The sequence below is a fragment of the Elstera sp. genome, assembly GCF_044372965.1.
Lineage (GTDB): Bacteria > Pseudomonadota > Alphaproteobacteria > Elsterales > Elsteraceae > Elstera.
Window position 1 is genome coordinate 14,758 of sequence record NZ_JBILQX010000032.1, and the last position, 13,342, is coordinate 28,099.

The 13,342-nt window shown below is 64.2% G+C and carries 16 protein-coding genes; 7 read left to right on the top strand and 9 right to left on the bottom strand.

What is annotated here, in order from left to right:
- From ACIQ36_RS06580 to ACIQ36_RS06590, 3 genes are read right to left on the bottom strand one after another with little or no spacing between them, the layout of a single operon-like run.
- Positions 1–429: an ACT domain-containing protein gene (locus ACIQ36_RS06580; protein ID WP_395827149.1), complete on the bottom strand. Its 429-nt coding sequence runs from the start codon at positions 427–429 to the stop codon at positions 1–3.
- Positions 430–462: 33 nt separating this feature from the next.
- On the bottom strand, positions 463–1,716 hold the full coding sequence (locus ACIQ36_RS06585; protein ID WP_395827152.1) for a DUF1501 domain-containing protein: 1,254 nt from the start codon (positions 1,714–1,716) through the stop codon (positions 463–465).
- 9 nt (positions 1,717–1,725) lie between these two features.
- Entirely contained in the window at positions 1,726–3,111 is a 1,386-nt protein-coding gene (locus ACIQ36_RS06590; RefSeq protein ID WP_395827155.1) for a DUF1800 family protein, read from the bottom strand.
- A 183-nt stretch (positions 3,112–3,294) separates the two neighbouring features.
- Here ACIQ36_RS06590 and ACIQ36_RS06595 point away from each other — a divergent pair, with 183 nt between their 5' ends.
- Together ACIQ36_RS06595 and ACIQ36_RS06600 are read left to right on the top strand one after the other, a co-directional pair.
- Complete coding sequence (locus ACIQ36_RS06595; RefSeq protein ID WP_395827157.1) at positions 3,295–3,543, top strand: hypothetical protein; 249 nt, start codon at positions 3,295–3,297, stop codon at positions 3,541–3,543.
- On the top strand, positions 3,540–3,953 hold the full coding sequence (locus ACIQ36_RS06600) for a type II toxin-antitoxin system VapC family toxin (RefSeq protein WP_395827160.1): 414 nt from the start codon (positions 3,540–3,542) through the stop codon (positions 3,951–3,953). Before ACIQ36_RS06595 ends, ACIQ36_RS06600 begins: the two co-directional genes overlap by 4 nt.
- Before the next feature lie 56 nt (positions 3,954–4,009).
- Here ACIQ36_RS06600 and grpE read toward each other — a convergent pair whose 3' ends face one another.
- From grpE to ACIQ36_RS06625, 5 genes are all read right to left on the bottom strand, one after another.
- On the bottom strand, positions 4,010–4,576 hold the full coding sequence (grpE, locus tag ACIQ36_RS06605; RefSeq protein ID WP_395827163.1) for a nucleotide exchange factor GrpE: 567 nt from the start codon (positions 4,574–4,576) through the stop codon (positions 4,010–4,012).
- Positions 4,577–4,604: 28 nt separating this feature from the next.
- Positions 4,605–5,657: a heat-inducible transcriptional repressor HrcA gene (gene hrcA / locus ACIQ36_RS06610; protein ID WP_395827166.1), complete on the bottom strand. Its 1,053-nt coding sequence runs from the start codon at positions 5,655–5,657 to the stop codon at positions 4,605–4,607.
- Positions 5,658–5,728: 71 nt separating this feature from the next.
- Positions 5,729–6,667 carry a tyrosine recombinase gene (locus tag ACIQ36_RS06615; RefSeq protein WP_395827169.1) on the bottom strand — a complete coding sequence of 313 codons (939 nt, stop codon included), beginning with the start codon at positions 6,665–6,667 and terminating at the stop codon, positions 5,729–5,731.
- A gap of 10 nt (positions 6,668–6,677) precedes the next feature.
- Positions 6,678–8,327 carry a hypothetical protein gene (locus ACIQ36_RS06620; RefSeq protein WP_395827172.1) on the bottom strand — a complete coding sequence of 550 codons (1,650 nt, stop codon included), beginning with the start codon at positions 8,325–8,327 and terminating at the stop codon, positions 6,678–6,680.
- A complete protein-coding gene (locus ACIQ36_RS06625) occupies positions 8,308–8,448 on the bottom strand; it encodes a hypothetical protein (protein ID WP_395827175.1) in 141 nt (46 codons plus the stop codon). The genes ACIQ36_RS06620 and ACIQ36_RS06625 overlap by 20 nt, the downstream gene beginning before the upstream one ends.
- Before the next feature lie 154 nt (positions 8,449–8,602).
- Here ACIQ36_RS06625 and ACIQ36_RS06630 point away from each other — a divergent pair, with 154 nt between their 5' ends.
- The 3 genes from ACIQ36_RS06630 (at position 8,603) to ACIQ36_RS06640 (ending at position 10,877) form a co-directional block, all read left to right on the top strand.
- Positions 8,603–9,202: a shikimate kinase gene (locus ACIQ36_RS06630; protein ID WP_395827179.1), complete on the top strand. Its 600-nt coding sequence runs from the start codon at positions 8,603–8,605 to the stop codon at positions 9,200–9,202.
- A 4-nt stretch (positions 9,203–9,206) separates the two neighbouring features.
- Positions 9,207–10,325 carry a 3-dehydroquinate synthase gene (aroB, locus tag ACIQ36_RS06635; RefSeq protein WP_395827182.1) on the top strand — a complete coding sequence of 373 codons (1,119 nt, stop codon included), beginning with the start codon at positions 9,207–9,209 and terminating at the stop codon, positions 10,323–10,325.
- 105 nt (positions 10,326–10,430) lie between these two features.
- Positions 10,431–10,877, top strand: coding sequence for a cyclic nucleotide-binding/CBS domain-containing protein (locus ACIQ36_RS06640; protein WP_395827185.1), 447 nt, complete (start codon positions 10,431–10,433; stop codon positions 10,875–10,877).
- Between the two features lie 3 nt (positions 10,878–10,880).
- On the opposite strand, the gene ACIQ36_RS06645 is transcribed toward ACIQ36_RS06640, so the two are convergent.
- Positions 10,881–11,588: a transporter substrate-binding domain-containing protein gene (locus ACIQ36_RS06645; protein ID WP_395827188.1), complete on the bottom strand. Its 708-nt coding sequence runs from the start codon at positions 11,586–11,588 to the stop codon at positions 10,881–10,883.
- 77 nt (positions 11,589–11,665) lie between these two features.
- Between ACIQ36_RS06645 and ACIQ36_RS06650 the strand changes: the two genes are divergently transcribed.
- Together ACIQ36_RS06650 and phhA are read left to right on the top strand one after the other, a co-directional pair.
- Positions 11,666–12,430 carry a methyltransferase domain-containing protein gene (locus tag ACIQ36_RS06650; RefSeq protein WP_395827191.1) on the top strand — a complete coding sequence of 255 codons (765 nt, stop codon included), beginning with the start codon at positions 11,666–11,668 and terminating at the stop codon, positions 12,428–12,430.
- Positions 12,431–12,475: 45 nt separating this feature from the next.
- The coding region (phhA, locus tag ACIQ36_RS06655) for a phenylalanine 4-monooxygenase (RefSeq protein ID WP_395827194.1) at positions 12,476–13,342 on the top strand (867 nt) is incomplete at its 3' end.

The following is a 13,342-nucleotide window of genomic DNA, read 5'->3' on the forward strand; positions in this document are numbered from 1 at the left end:
TTAGGCCCCCGCCGCCGCATTCTGTTGCAGCGCGTGGAGCACCGCAAGGGCGAGGTCGGCTTGATCGGCGGGCACGAAGACATGATCGTGGTAGTGGGCGGCGACCATATTGCAGGGGATCGCCTCCCGGCTGAGCGCGCTAGCGACCGCTGCCGTCAGCCCGACGCCATCAAGCGCCGAATAGACGTGCAGGCTGATGCAGCGCATTGGCAACCCGGTCTCGAATCCCATCTCCTGGGCGCGGGCGAGCGGAAGAATAAGGGACGTCCCCTCATCCTCGCGGAAGGTGGCGAGCGCCGACGGCAGCAGATCGGCCAGCACATCCGGGTCGGCGGTGGAGCAGAACACGAAAGCTCCGTCGCGCAGGACTGGCGTCATGCCCGCGATCATCTCTTGCGTTCCGCGCTTTACGGCATCCGCTGGGGGCACGGGGGCTCTCCTAACCAAAGACCGAGACTATCCCTAAGTAATCAACCCGAGCGGCTCGAACGGGTCAAGGGCGGGGAGGGTTTGGCTGAGGCCCCAGGTTTCTTTGGCGAGGCTGGCGATATAGCGCTGCATCGGCAGGCTATGGATCAAATCACCGGCTTGCAGTTTGGTCAGATCGGGCGCGGTGCCAACCATTCCGCCCTTCACCTTACCGCCCAGGACGAAATGGGGCGCGGCGGTGCCGTGGTCGGTCCCGGCGCTTTTATTCTCCCCGGCCCGGCGACCGAATTCCGAATAGGTGGCGATAACCAGCCGGTCCCAAACCCCTTGCTCCTTGGCGAAGGTGCGTAAGGCGGCAAGTCCCGAGGCTAGTTCACCCAGCAGCCGGGCGTGGTTGCCAAGCTGGTTGACATGGGTATCGAAACCGCCGTGGCTGAGTTTCGCCACTTCAATTTTGCTCTCGGCGGCGAGCAGGCGGGCAAGCTCGGCGCATTGTTTGCCGAAAGCGTGCTGCGGGAAGGCAGCGAGGCGTTTTTCCAAAGCCTCATTGCCCTCGATGCGCTTCAGATCCAGCGCAACCTTTTGCGCGACCGCCCCGGCGACGGCCTGCGTGCTGAGCAGATGCTGCAAGGCCGGGGTTTCCGCCGGGGCTTCGGCGGGGGGCGGCAGGGACAGGCCGCGCCGGGTGAAATTTTTCACCGAATCCATCACCACAAACCGCCGCCCCGGCTGCCCCGCTTCGGCGGGGGCGGGCAGCAGCGGGCCGAGCACGGGCCGCCCGAAGATCACCCCCTCGGCGGAGGTTTCGGCGGGAGGGCGCTGCGCGGCAAACAGGCGCGACACCCAGCCTTCGGGCACCACCTCGTCGGAGCTGGAGGCCGCGTCCCAAATTTCAATCGAGCGGAAGTGGGAATGGTTCGGGCGCTCGTAGCCGATGGATTGCACCACGGCCATTTCCCCCGCCTCCCACATCGAGACCATCGGCGTCAGCGCACTGTGGAGGGCGGCAGTATCGTTGAGCATCACCAGGTGATCGACCGGCAGGCCCAGGGTTGGGCGCAGGGCGCGATAGGCGTCGTCGCGGTAGGGGATAAGGGTATTCAGCCCATCGTTGCCGCCCTGAAGTTCGATCAGGATCAGCATGCGGTCCCAGCGGCGCTCGGCGGCGAGGCTGATTTTGGGGATGAGAAAGCCGCAGGGCAAAATCATCGGGGCGATTGCCGCCGAGAGGCCCCGCAGCAAACGGCGGCGGTTCGGGTCGGCGGCTTTAGGGGCAAGTTTCGGCATGGAAACCTCCTATTTGACCTGATAGGCCGGATCGCGCAGCAGCGCATCGAGATCGGGGGCGATGCTATTGGCGGCAATCGGCGCGACCGGGGCGGCGGGCGGATTCTGCCGGGGCGGCAGCGCCAACAGGGTCACGCTGATGGGGGCTTGCGGGGCGACGGCCCGCAAGTCATCGGCGGTTAGGGACTGGCCCCGCACGAGCCGGTCGATCACTTCGCGCCGTTGCAAAAGCGTGTCGGTATTGATCCAGGCCGTGCCGCCGGGCCAACCGCGCACGGTGGGCGGCTCGAACAAATCTTGCCCCAGGCGGCGCACCTGCTCGGCGGCTTGGTCGGGCGGGAGATTCTTCAGATTCAGCCGGTGCAGCGTGCCGACGACGAGATCGACGGGGGATTTCGTCAAGCGGCCCCGGTTTTCCGGTGCCCAGAAGGCATCGGATTCCAAGAGCGCCGCCAGCGCCCGGTCGATCCGCCAATCACCCGCGAACTGCCGTTCGATGGGCGCGAGCACGGCGGTATCGGGCGTATCCGAGACGAACTCTAGCCAGAGTTTCCCCAGAATAAACTTCGCCGTTTGCGGGTCGTCCAGCACCAGATCGAGCACGTCTTGCCCGTCGAACGGGCCGGATTTGGCGAAGATTGTCTTCACCTCCGGGTCAATCGCGCCGGGGTTCAGCTTGAAACGCCCGGTGGGCTGATCGACGGTCCAGCCAGCAAAGGCGCGGGCGGCCTGTTTAATATCGTCCTCAGAATAATGGCCTTCACCCAAGGTGAACAGCTCGAACAACTCGCGGGCGAAATTCTCGTTCGGGCCTTGGCGGCGGTTTTGGGGGGTGTCGAGATAGAGCATCATGGCCGGGTCGCGGGCGGTAGCCGTCAGCAGCCCGCGAAAATCGACCAATCCCAACCGCCGGAAGGTGAGGTTCTGCCGCACCAGAGTTTCCGGGTCGCGCACCTTATTGAAGCTGCTGACGAAATGATTGTGCCAGAATAGCACCATCCGTTCAGTGAGTGGCGAGGGGGTGGTGAGCATTTCCTGCATCCACCAGGCTTTCATTGCCTTGCCCTGCGCGCTGATCTTGTCTTCCCAGGCCTTGCGCTCGTCGGCGGCCATTTGGCCGATGCGGCTGAAATTGGCGCGATCCTGGCCGAGGAAATCGGGCAGGGGCGTGACCGGCGTGCGCCGCGTTTCCGCCAGCAAGAGTTCAACCGCCTGGGTTCGGCTCAAGGGCGCAAAGCGGCTGAAATCGGCCGGGGTTGCGCCAAAGCCGACCCGGTCCATCAGGTGCCTTGTTTCGGCGGGATCAAGCGCTAGGGCGGGAAAGCTCAGGAGCGGGGCGAGAAGCAAGCCGATCCAGGTTATGCGACGCGGACGCCGGGAGAAAAGCGATGCCATCGTGCCTCCTGAGGGTCAGGGTTCGCATTAACGCTTTATTTACGAATAGACTGTGGCGAGAATGGGGTCGCGTCGAGAAGTTTTTTGGATGCTGTGGGATGATGGTGAGCCGTCAAACTGCGGTATGCCATCTTGATGGCAGAGTAAATGAGGTTTACCCTGTCAAATATAAGGAGATGCCCGATGGCCGAACCGCAATTATCTGTTCGCAGCGCCAAGGCGCGCACGGTTGCCCATCGCCTCGCTCGGCGGGAGAACCGGTCTATCGCCGATATTGTGGAGCGGGCATTGGAAGCCTATGAGATCCGCGAAGCGGGGCGTGAACCTGCGGCGGCCTTCTACGCGCGGTTACGGGCCGACGACGGGGAAGATATTGATCTGGAAAGCGTTATTCGGGAATTGCGCACACCCCATCCAGGGATAGACCTGTGATTTTTCTCGATACCAATGTGATTTCCGAAACGCTGCGGAAGTCGCCAGACGAGGCAGTAACAGCGTGGCTTATTCGGTATGATGCGGACCTGGCTCTGCCAACCGTTACCATAGCCGAAATTGCCTTCGGGATTGCGAAGATACGGCCCGAGCAGCGTGCGGCGCGGCTGGAACAGAAGTTGATCGACTTGCGACATCGCTTCGCCGATAGGATTTTCGGGTTTACCGAGGATGCGGCCCTCGCTTATGGCGAGATTATGGGCGAAGCCTCGCGCCAGGGCGGCGGTATGTCGGTGCCCGATGGCATGATCGCCGCCATTGCCAAAGTCAATGGCGGGAGATTGGCCACACGCAATCTTAACGATTTCCGAACGACGGGCCTTAACCTCATCTCGCCCTGGGACTTCTGACCAGGATAAACGAAAAGCGGCCGAAGCCGCTTTTCTGAGAGAACCGTCAAGGCCGGTTAGGCGGAGGTATTGACCTGCGCGCCCGCCTCGCCCTTGGCGACGCCGACCATGGCCGGGCGGAGCAGGCGGTCGTGAATGCGATAGCCCGATTGCAGCACCTGCACCACGGTACCCGTCGGCTGCCCGGTGTTGGGGACTTCGAAGACGGCTTCGTGGAGGTTCGGATCGAAGGTTTGGCCCATCGGCTCGATCCGCGTCAGGCCCCGGCGCTCGAAAATGGCCAGCAATTCGCGTTCGGTCGCCTCGACGCCGGTCACGAGGGCTTTCACGGTTTCATCTTCCGAGGGCGGCACGGCATCGAGCGCGCGGCGCAGATTGTCGGCGACCGACAGAAGATCGCGCGCAAAACCCGAGACGGCGTATTTCGACGCGTCTTCGCGGTCGCGTTCGGCCCGGCGGCGGGTGTTTTCCGCTTCGGCGAGCGCCCGCAGGGCTTGATCTTTGTAGTTGGCGACTTCGGCTTGAAGCGCGACGATCACCTCGAACGGATCGGGCTGCTGCGGCTGGGCCTGCGCCGCCGTTTCTTCCGTTCCGGTTTCCGGGGTCTGTTGAGCTTCGGACATAGGATACTCCTGGTAAATAAACAGCGGGTTAGCGCAAGATTCGGCCAATCAGCTTGGCAGTATAATCGACCATCGGGATGATCCGGGCGTAATTCAGCCGGGTGGGGCCGATTACGCCAATCGCGCCGATGATCTGGTCGCGGGCGTTTGTATAGGGTGCGAGCACGACCGAGCAACCGGCTTGCGCGAAAAGCGGGTTTTCCGCGCCGATATAGATCTGCACACCCTCGGCGGCATTGGCGGCTTCGAGCAGCCTGAGCGCGCCCTCCCGCGCTTCGAGCGCCTGGAACAGCCCGCGAATCCGCTCCAGATCGCCTAAAGCCGTCACATCTTCGAGCAAATGGGCCTGACCGCGCACAATGAGGTAGCCATCGTGCCGGTCGGCCTCGCTTTCCGCCCAAACCGCTAACCCCTGTTCGACCAATCGGCTGGTGAGACTATCAAGATCGGCGCGCTGCGCGGTCATTTCCGCCGTCACCACCGCGCGGGTTTCGGCGAGCGTTTGGCCGGTGAGCCGGGCATTCAGATAGTTGCTCGCCGTGGTCAGCGCCGAGGGCGGCAGGCCGGGCGGAAGGTCCAGCACGCGGTTTTCCACCTGCCCGTCAGTGCTGACCATCACCACCAGCGCCCGATTGGGGCCGAGGGCGATGAATTCGATTTGCCGCAGCGCGCCTTCGCGCTTGGGGGCCATAACCATGCCCGCGCAGCCCGACAGGCCGGAGAGGGCGGAGGAAGCTTCTTCTAGCACCTGTTCCAACGAGCGCCCGCGCACGGCACATTGGGCATCGAGCGCTTGGCGTTCCTGGGCACTGATCGCGCCGATTTCCAGCAAGCCATCGACGAAGAGCCGCAATCCCGCCTCGGTCGGCACGCGCCCGGCGGAGGTATGGGGCGCGAACAGCAGCCCAACTTCCTCTAAATCCGCCATAACGTTGCGAATGGTCGCGGGCGACAGGGTGGTGCCCAGGCGGCGCGACAGGGTGCGGCTACCGATGGGCTCCCCGGTTTCCACATAGGCATCGACGATATGCCGGAAAATCTCGCGGGATCGGTCGTTCAGTTCCGAAATAACCGATACCATGCCGGTGGGAGTTCCCTTCTGGTGCGCTAAAAACCTACGCTAAATTTAGGAAGCCCGAGCCTGAACGTCAATCATTCGGGGGTCGGCTTTCCGCGCCGGGCGAGCGGATGATGGTCATTCACCATCGCTTTCAGGCGCGGGGCGGCCACATGGGTATAAATTTGCGTCGTGGCGATATCGGCGTGCCCCAGCAGCATCTGCACCGAGCGCAAATCGGCGTCGCCTTCGACCAAATGGGTGGCGAAACTATGCCGCAACACATGGGCCGAAACCCGCTTCGGATCGATCCCCGCCGTCACGGCCAGTTGCTTCAGCGTCGAGGTGACCCAAAAGCGGGTGATCGGCTTGGCCGAGCCCGCTTCTGGGAACAAATAGGGCGAGGTTTGCTTTTCGGCTAAGAACTGGTCGCGCAGCGGCAGATACAGCGCCAAGGCGGTTTGCGCCGCCGGGGTGAGCGGCACCAGCCGGTCTTTCTCGCCCTTGCCGCGTACCGTGATCGCATCGGGCGGCGGGGCTGTGCCGCGCGTGCGGAACGGGGCGAGGGGTAAGAAACAGAGTTCGCTAACGCGCAGGCCCAAACCGTAGATAAGCTCGATGATGAGCTTGAGGCGGGTCGCGCCCGGCTCATCGCGGGTGGCGGCGGCGGCCAGCAGCGCGTCGATTTCGGCTTCTGACAGGAGTTTGGGGAGCGGGCGGCCCAGGCGCGGCATTTCCAGCCCGGTCGAAGGATCGTCACTGCGGCGACCGTCGAGATACAGAAAGCGGTAGAATTGCCGCAGCGCCGCGCGTCGCCGGGCCGCCGTGCGCGGTGAATAGCCTTCAACGCCCAATTGCTGCACATAGGCACCCAGATCGGCGGCACTGGCGCGGGTAAGGTCGGTGTGCCGCAGGGCGAGAAACCGCCCGGTCGCCGATAGATCGTCGCGGTAGGCTTTTAGGGAATTGGCCGACAGGCCGCGTTCCGCCAACAGCATTTCGAAAAACGCATCAAGGTGCGGATCGAGACTCACGAGGACGCGCTCACAGGCCCGCCTGGATGAGGCTTTCGAGCGCCAGCGCCCGCGCGCTCTCTTCAAGCCCCCCATAGCGCAACGCCGAAATCAGCGCGCCTAAGTGCAACGCTTCGCCGGGGCCGGGGGTGCGTCCTTCCGACAGAATGAGGCTAAGAATGGCAACCTCGCCAACCCGGCCCGACAGCCCCGCCGCGCGTAAGCGCAACCAGCCAGCGGCATCGTCGAACGCTTCGCCGCTGCGATTGGTCGGCGTTGCTAGAAAATCCCAGGCGAAGGGCGGCAGCGGCTCTTCCAGCCCGTCAAAGGCGGCGAAAACCAGCGTCACCAGCGCAGGGTCGGGCAGGGGCTGCGTTTCGACCCAATCCTGTAGCAAGGGGGTATCGACCAGTGCGGCCTGCTCGCCGAAGGCCAAGCGGGCGAGAATGGCAAGGCGCGGTAAATCGGCTTGGGCGCTGGCGTCACGCTCGGCGGAGCGGCGCAGCAGCGTCACCCAAGGGGCGGCTGCACGGGGGGTATCGCTCAGCAGCAGCGCGCGGGCGATGATCGAGGCTTGCGGGATCGCACCGGGAAGAACGGGAAGGGCGCGCAGGAGCGGACCGTAGAGGCGGGCCGCCAGGGGGAGCAGTTTTGCCCGCTGCGCCGTCATCAACGCATCGGCCAGCGCCACCACCTGTTGCGCGGGCTGAGTTGCGCTCAAGAGCGCGACATGGGCGGCGGCGCGTTCCTGGCCTGCGCCTACTTCGCGATAGAGCAGATCGAGCCGGGCGAGCGGGAGAGCCCCACGCAGGGCGGCGGCTTCCGCCACCGCAAGCCGCTGGGCGGGGGGAGCATTCGGCGCTTCGGCGAGCAGGGCTAAGGCGGCCCCGCCCGTTCCCGACACATTTTCAAGGCCGGGCAGCACAAGCCCATGCGCGCGCAAGACGGCGGCGGCGGGGATCGAGACCGGCTGTTGCTGTGGCCAGGGGAAATCCGCCCAGGGTTTGCCGCTACCCAATCGGTCGGCCAGCGCCGTCAGAACCGGGTTCAGCGCGGTTTGATCGCGGACTTGCTTCAGCAGCGCGGCCGCCTCTTTCGGCTGCTCGCGCAGCAGCAGGCAGGCAAGGCGGATGCTGAGCCAAAACCCATCCTCTACGCCCTGCCGCTGAGCGTGGCGGGCACAAGCATCGGCTTCCTGCCCGGCGGTGAAGGCGCGCAAAACCTGAGCGCGGGTTAGATCTTCCTGGGCCAGTCGCCGAGCGGGCACGCGCGCCAAAATCGCATCGACCGAGGCGCCCTCCCCCCATTGGGTGAGCGCAATCAGTCGTGCGCCCAAAAGCGCCCCGGCATCACCCGATTGGATCGGCGGGCCGGCGGGCAGATCGGCTTCTAAAACCATCAAGCGTTTGGCGAGACTGCGCAGGGTTGCCGATGGCAAATCGCGCGGCAGCCGCTGGAGAAACTGCGCCACGGTGGTCCGGCTGGTCTCTTGCCAGAGGTCGGGCGGCAGCGGCGGTGGGCCGCTGGGGTCGGTCGGGCTTGGCAGGCCAATGGCATCGAGATCGGCGGGGGGCAGGCTAACGGTTGCCGCCCCCGCCCCGCCCGACGCGGCAGCAAGCCCTAAGAGGAAGAGCCCCGTTGCTGCGCTGGGCAGCTTCGGGCTACTTCGCCAGCTTTTCATTCGCAATTTGTTTTTCGATCGGGGTTTTCGGGGCTGGGATCGAGACTGTTGCGAACAAAACAAACGTGCCGATCAAAGCCAAAGCCACAAATCCGCCGAGGATCAACCCAAGCCGCGCCATTTTTTACCCTCCGTCTCAACCCCGATCCACCGTTTTGCTTAGGAGGACGAGGCGACGTTCTGTGCATCACCGACCAAGCGGGCTTGTTCGCCCGCCGCGTCCCGCGCATAGTGGGGCAAGCGCTGGATTCCCGCAATGCGAAGACGAACCTTTGATGTCCCACTCTGCCGAGCCTGACCCGTCCGTTCCCGATGCTGCGAGCTTCAAACCATCGCGGACGGTTGTGCTGGTCGGGCTGATGGGATCGGGGAAATCCTCGGTTGGCCGCAAGCTGGCCCATCGTTTGGCCCTGCCGTTCCGCGATGCCGATATTGAAATCGAGCATGCCGCCGGGCTTAGCATTCCTGAGATTTTTGCTACCCATGGCGAGGCTTATTTCCGCGACGGCGAGCGCCGGGTGATCGCGCGCTTGCTGGATGAGCCCGTGCATATTCTAGCAACCGGCGGCGGCGCGTTCATGGATGCGCGCACGCGGGCCGCGATTGCCGCCAAGGGCATTTCGATTTGGCTGCGCGTCGAGCTTGACGAATTGGTCCGTCGCACCGCGCGGCGCAATCATCGCCCGCTGCTGAACCAGGGTGAGCCGCGCCAAATTCTGGCGGGGTTGATGGAGGTGCGGTATCCCGTTTATGCCGGGGCCGATATCATCGTCGATGGCGGCGCGGGTGATGTTGACGAGATGGTGGACCGTGTCCTTGCGGCCCTGATGGCCTATACCCCTGCCGCCAACGCGGCCGCCGTTCACAATGAGTAATCCGATGACTATTCTTGACGAGCCCGTTCGCCTGTCGGTTGCCCTGGGCGACCGCGCCTATCCGATCCTCATTGGCTCCGGCCTGCTGGAGCGGGCGGGCACCTGGATTGCGCCGCTGCTGAAGGGCCGCACGCGCGTGGTGGCGATTACCGATAGCAACGTTGGGCCGCTGCACCTGCCGCGCCTTGTCGCCGGACTCAGCGCATCGGGCATCACGGTCGAAAGCGTCACCGTTCCAGCGGGCGAGGGCAGCAAAAGCTGGGATGGGATCGCCACGCTGGTGGACCGGCTGCTGGAATTGCGAGTGGATCGGGGCACGCTGCTGCTGGCTTTGGGCGGCGGGGTGATCGGTGATTTGGTCGGCTTTGCCGCCTCGATCACGATGCGCGGGGTCGATTTCGTGCAGATCCCGACGACGCTGCTGGCCCAGGTCGATAGCTCCGTTGGCGGCAAGACCGGGATCAATACCAAGGCGGGCAAGAATCTGGTCGGAACCTTCTACCAGCCGCGTCTGGTGCTGGCCGATCTCGACTGTCTCGCCACGCTGCCCGTGCGTGAGCGCCGGTCGGGCTATGCCGAAATCGTCAAACATTGCGTTATCAGCGACGCCGATATGTTTGCGTGGCTTGAGTCGGGCGGCGGGCAGGCCGTGATTGCAGGCGACACCGCCGCGCTCGCGCTGGCGGTGAAACATTCCTGCGAAACCAAAGCCGCGATTGTGGCTGCCGATGAGCGCGAGGGCGGGCAGCGCGCGCTGCTCAACTTCGGCCATACCTTCGGTCACGCGCTGGAGGCCGAAACTGGCTTTTCCGACCGGCTTTACCACGGCGAGGCGGTGGCCATCGGCATGGTGCAGGCGATGGACCTGTCGGTTAGCCTCGGGCTTTGTTCGGCGGCCGATCGGGCGCGGTTGGTGGCGCATCTGACCGCCTGCGGCCTGCCCGTCGATCAAAGCGCCTGCGGCGGCCCGTTCGATCCGGCGCGGCTGGTGGCCCATATGCGCCTCGATAAGAAAGCCAAGGCGGGGGAACTCACCTTCGTCGTCTGCACCGGCCTCGGCTCCTCCGCCGTGCGCGATGGCGTGCCGGAGGCGAGCGTGTTACCGATTTTAACGGTTCGGTAAGATTTGCCCCTTGAAAGGGACTCCTATTCGTCACAAGCTAATAGTTAGCTAAGCGGGACAACCCGCGCTGAGGGCAATGACCCTGTGACGATAGGAGGAGAGATCATGAAGCGCACCCTAGTACCGGGAATCGTGAGCGATACCCAGGCTTTCGCCCCCCTTACCCCGCACCAGACGGTGCTGTCCGCCGCCGAAATGATGAGCGACCGCCGCATTGGCGCGGCGATGGTCGTCGAACACGGGCGGTTGGTCGGCATCTTCTCGGAACGCGATTTGCTCACCCGCGTTGTGGCGCAAGGCCGCAATCCAGAGACGACCAAAATCGCCGACGTGATGACGCTGGACCCGCATACACTCCCCCCCGACGCCAGCCCGCGCGAGGCGTTGAAGATTATGGAAAAGGGCAAGTTCCGCCATCTCCCCATCGTCGACGGCGACCAGATCATCGCCATCATTTCCATCCGCGACCTGTTCGCGGCGGTGAATGAGGAGTTGGCCAAAGATCTGGAACAGCGCGATACGTTGCTGTTCGGCGCGGGGTATGGCGCTTAGCGGTCAGGCCTGCGGCGTGAAACCGAACTGCGCCGCAAGGGCTTTATGCGCCGGTGTGCCGAAAAACGCCGCGAGTGCCGTATCGACCGCCGCGCGCAGATCGGTGCGGCCTTTCGCATAGGCAAAGCCACCGGTTTCAGGGCGTTTCTCGGTTTCGGGGACGCTCACCACGGCTAAGCGCGGATCGGGGCTGAGCGCCAGATAGCCGCGATGGGCGAGGGCGACGCTGGCATAGGCGTCGATGCTGCCCGTCCGAACGGCGTCGGCGGCGGCCTCATAGGTGCCGAAAATATCAATCCGGTCGTCCGGCACGCCGAGGCGGCGGGCGGTCTCATGCTGCACTTGATCCTGGATCACGCCCAGGCGGAGCGCGCTCGACCGCGCGAGCGATAGATAGCCGTCGATATGCGGCGCACTCTCCCGCCGCACCAATAGCCCGTCGGCAAGCGCCCATATCGGGCGGCTGAAATCGACCCGTTCACGCCGCGCCCCGGTGATAAACAGGCCGGTCGTCATCTCCCAGCGCCCCGCCGTCAAACCATCCAGCAGTTCGGCAAACTCGGCTTCGATAAATTGGACCGTGGCGACGCCGAGGGCGCTCAAGACGCGCCGGGCGATTTCCACATCGTAGCCGGTCACGGTGCCGCCCGCGTCGCGGTAGCAAAACGGCGGTTCGATCAGATAGGCGAAGCGAATTTCGCGCGGAAGCATTTCAGGTCTCCGATAAGCCCCATCGCTGGCGTGGGGCAGAGCGTGCGATTGCGAGCAATATACGCTAAACTCCCCCCATGTATGATGATGTCGTCGACTTACGCGATTTTTACGCCAGCCGCTTAGGCCAAGCGACGCGGCGGATTCTGGTGAAGCGGATGCAGGAGTTTTGGCCGGAGGTCGCCGGGCAGAATGTGCTCGGCCTCGGCTTTGCGACGCCGTACCTGCGCAGCTTCCGGGACGAGACGGCGCGGACCGTCGCCCTGATGCCCGCCGCCCAAGGCGTGATGCGCTGGCCGCCTGATGGGGCCAATCTGGTCGCGCTCTCCGATGACGACGATCTGCCGCTGCCCGACGAATCGATTGATCGGGTCCTGCTGGTCCACGCGCTGGAGCGCACCGAGCAACTGCGCCCGATGCTGCGGGAAATCTGGCGGGTGATGAGCGGCAGTGGGCGCTTGCTGATCGTCGTACCCAACCGGCGCGGCATCTGGGCCCGGCTCGACCGCACCCCCTTCGGCGCGGGTTCGCCCTATTCGCCGGGGCAGGTCTCGCGGTTGCTGCGCGATAATCTGTTCACGCCGGAACGGCACACGCTGGCCCTCTCGCTCCCCCCCTCCAACAGCCGGATGATGCTGCGCTTGGCCCCGGCGTTCGAAGCCTTCGGCCAGCGCTGGTTTCCCAGCTTTTCGGGCGTCATTCTGGTCGAAGCCTCCAAACAGCTTTACGCCATTCCACCGCTGCGCAAAGCGCCCAAGCGGCGTGGGGCGCTGATCCCAGTCTTTCCGCAAATCGCGCCGCAGCGGCGGGACGAGGATACGGAAACTGCTGGACCCATCTAGTTTCTAGTGCAACTATCTCCCAAAACCCCTTTCGGGAGAGATTTCATGCAGACCCAGAGCGAAGCCGCGTTTAGCGCCGCCAATCCCCAACTCAATCCCCACCGGCCGCCCTCCGAGCGCGACGATTTCACCATTACCCAGGCCTGGGACCAATATACGCCGGAAGAGCACGACCGCTGGCGGCGGCTGTTCGAGCGCCAAGCCGAGATTCTGAAGGGCCGCGCGGCACCGGAGTTTCTGGCTGGGCTCGACGCGCTGGCGATTGCCGCCGACGGCATCCCCGATTTCCGCCGCTTGAACGACGAGTTGGGCCGCCGCACCGGCTGGCAAATCGTCGCCGTGCCGGGGCTGGTGCCGGAACCGATTTTCTTCGAGCATCTCGCCAACCGGAGGTTCCCCTCCACCTGCTTCATCCGCCGCGAAGATCAGTTCGATTACATCCAGGAACCGGACGTCTTCCACGATGTCTTCGGCCACGTTCCCCTGCTGTCGAACCCGATGTTCGCCGACTATATGCAGGCCTATGGCGAGGGCGGCCTGAAGGCTTTACGCCTCGGCACGCTCGATAACCTTGCCCGGCTCTACTGGTATACGGTCGAATTCGGCCTGATTAACACGCCCGAAGGTCTGCGCATCTACGGCGCGGGCATCGTCTCCAGCGAAGGCGAAAGCCGCTTTGCGCTGGAAAGCCCCGAGCCCAACCGCCTCGGCTTCGACGTGCTGCGCCTGCTGCGCACCCGCTACCGCATCGACGATTTCCAAGAAACCTACTTCGTTATCGATAGCTACGAGCAACTCTTCAAAGCCACCCTGCCCGATTTCACGCCTTACTATTCAGCCCTGAAAACGCTGGAAGAGGTGGAGCCGGGCACGGTGCTGGAGATCGATAAGGTGGTTACGCGCGGCACCGGG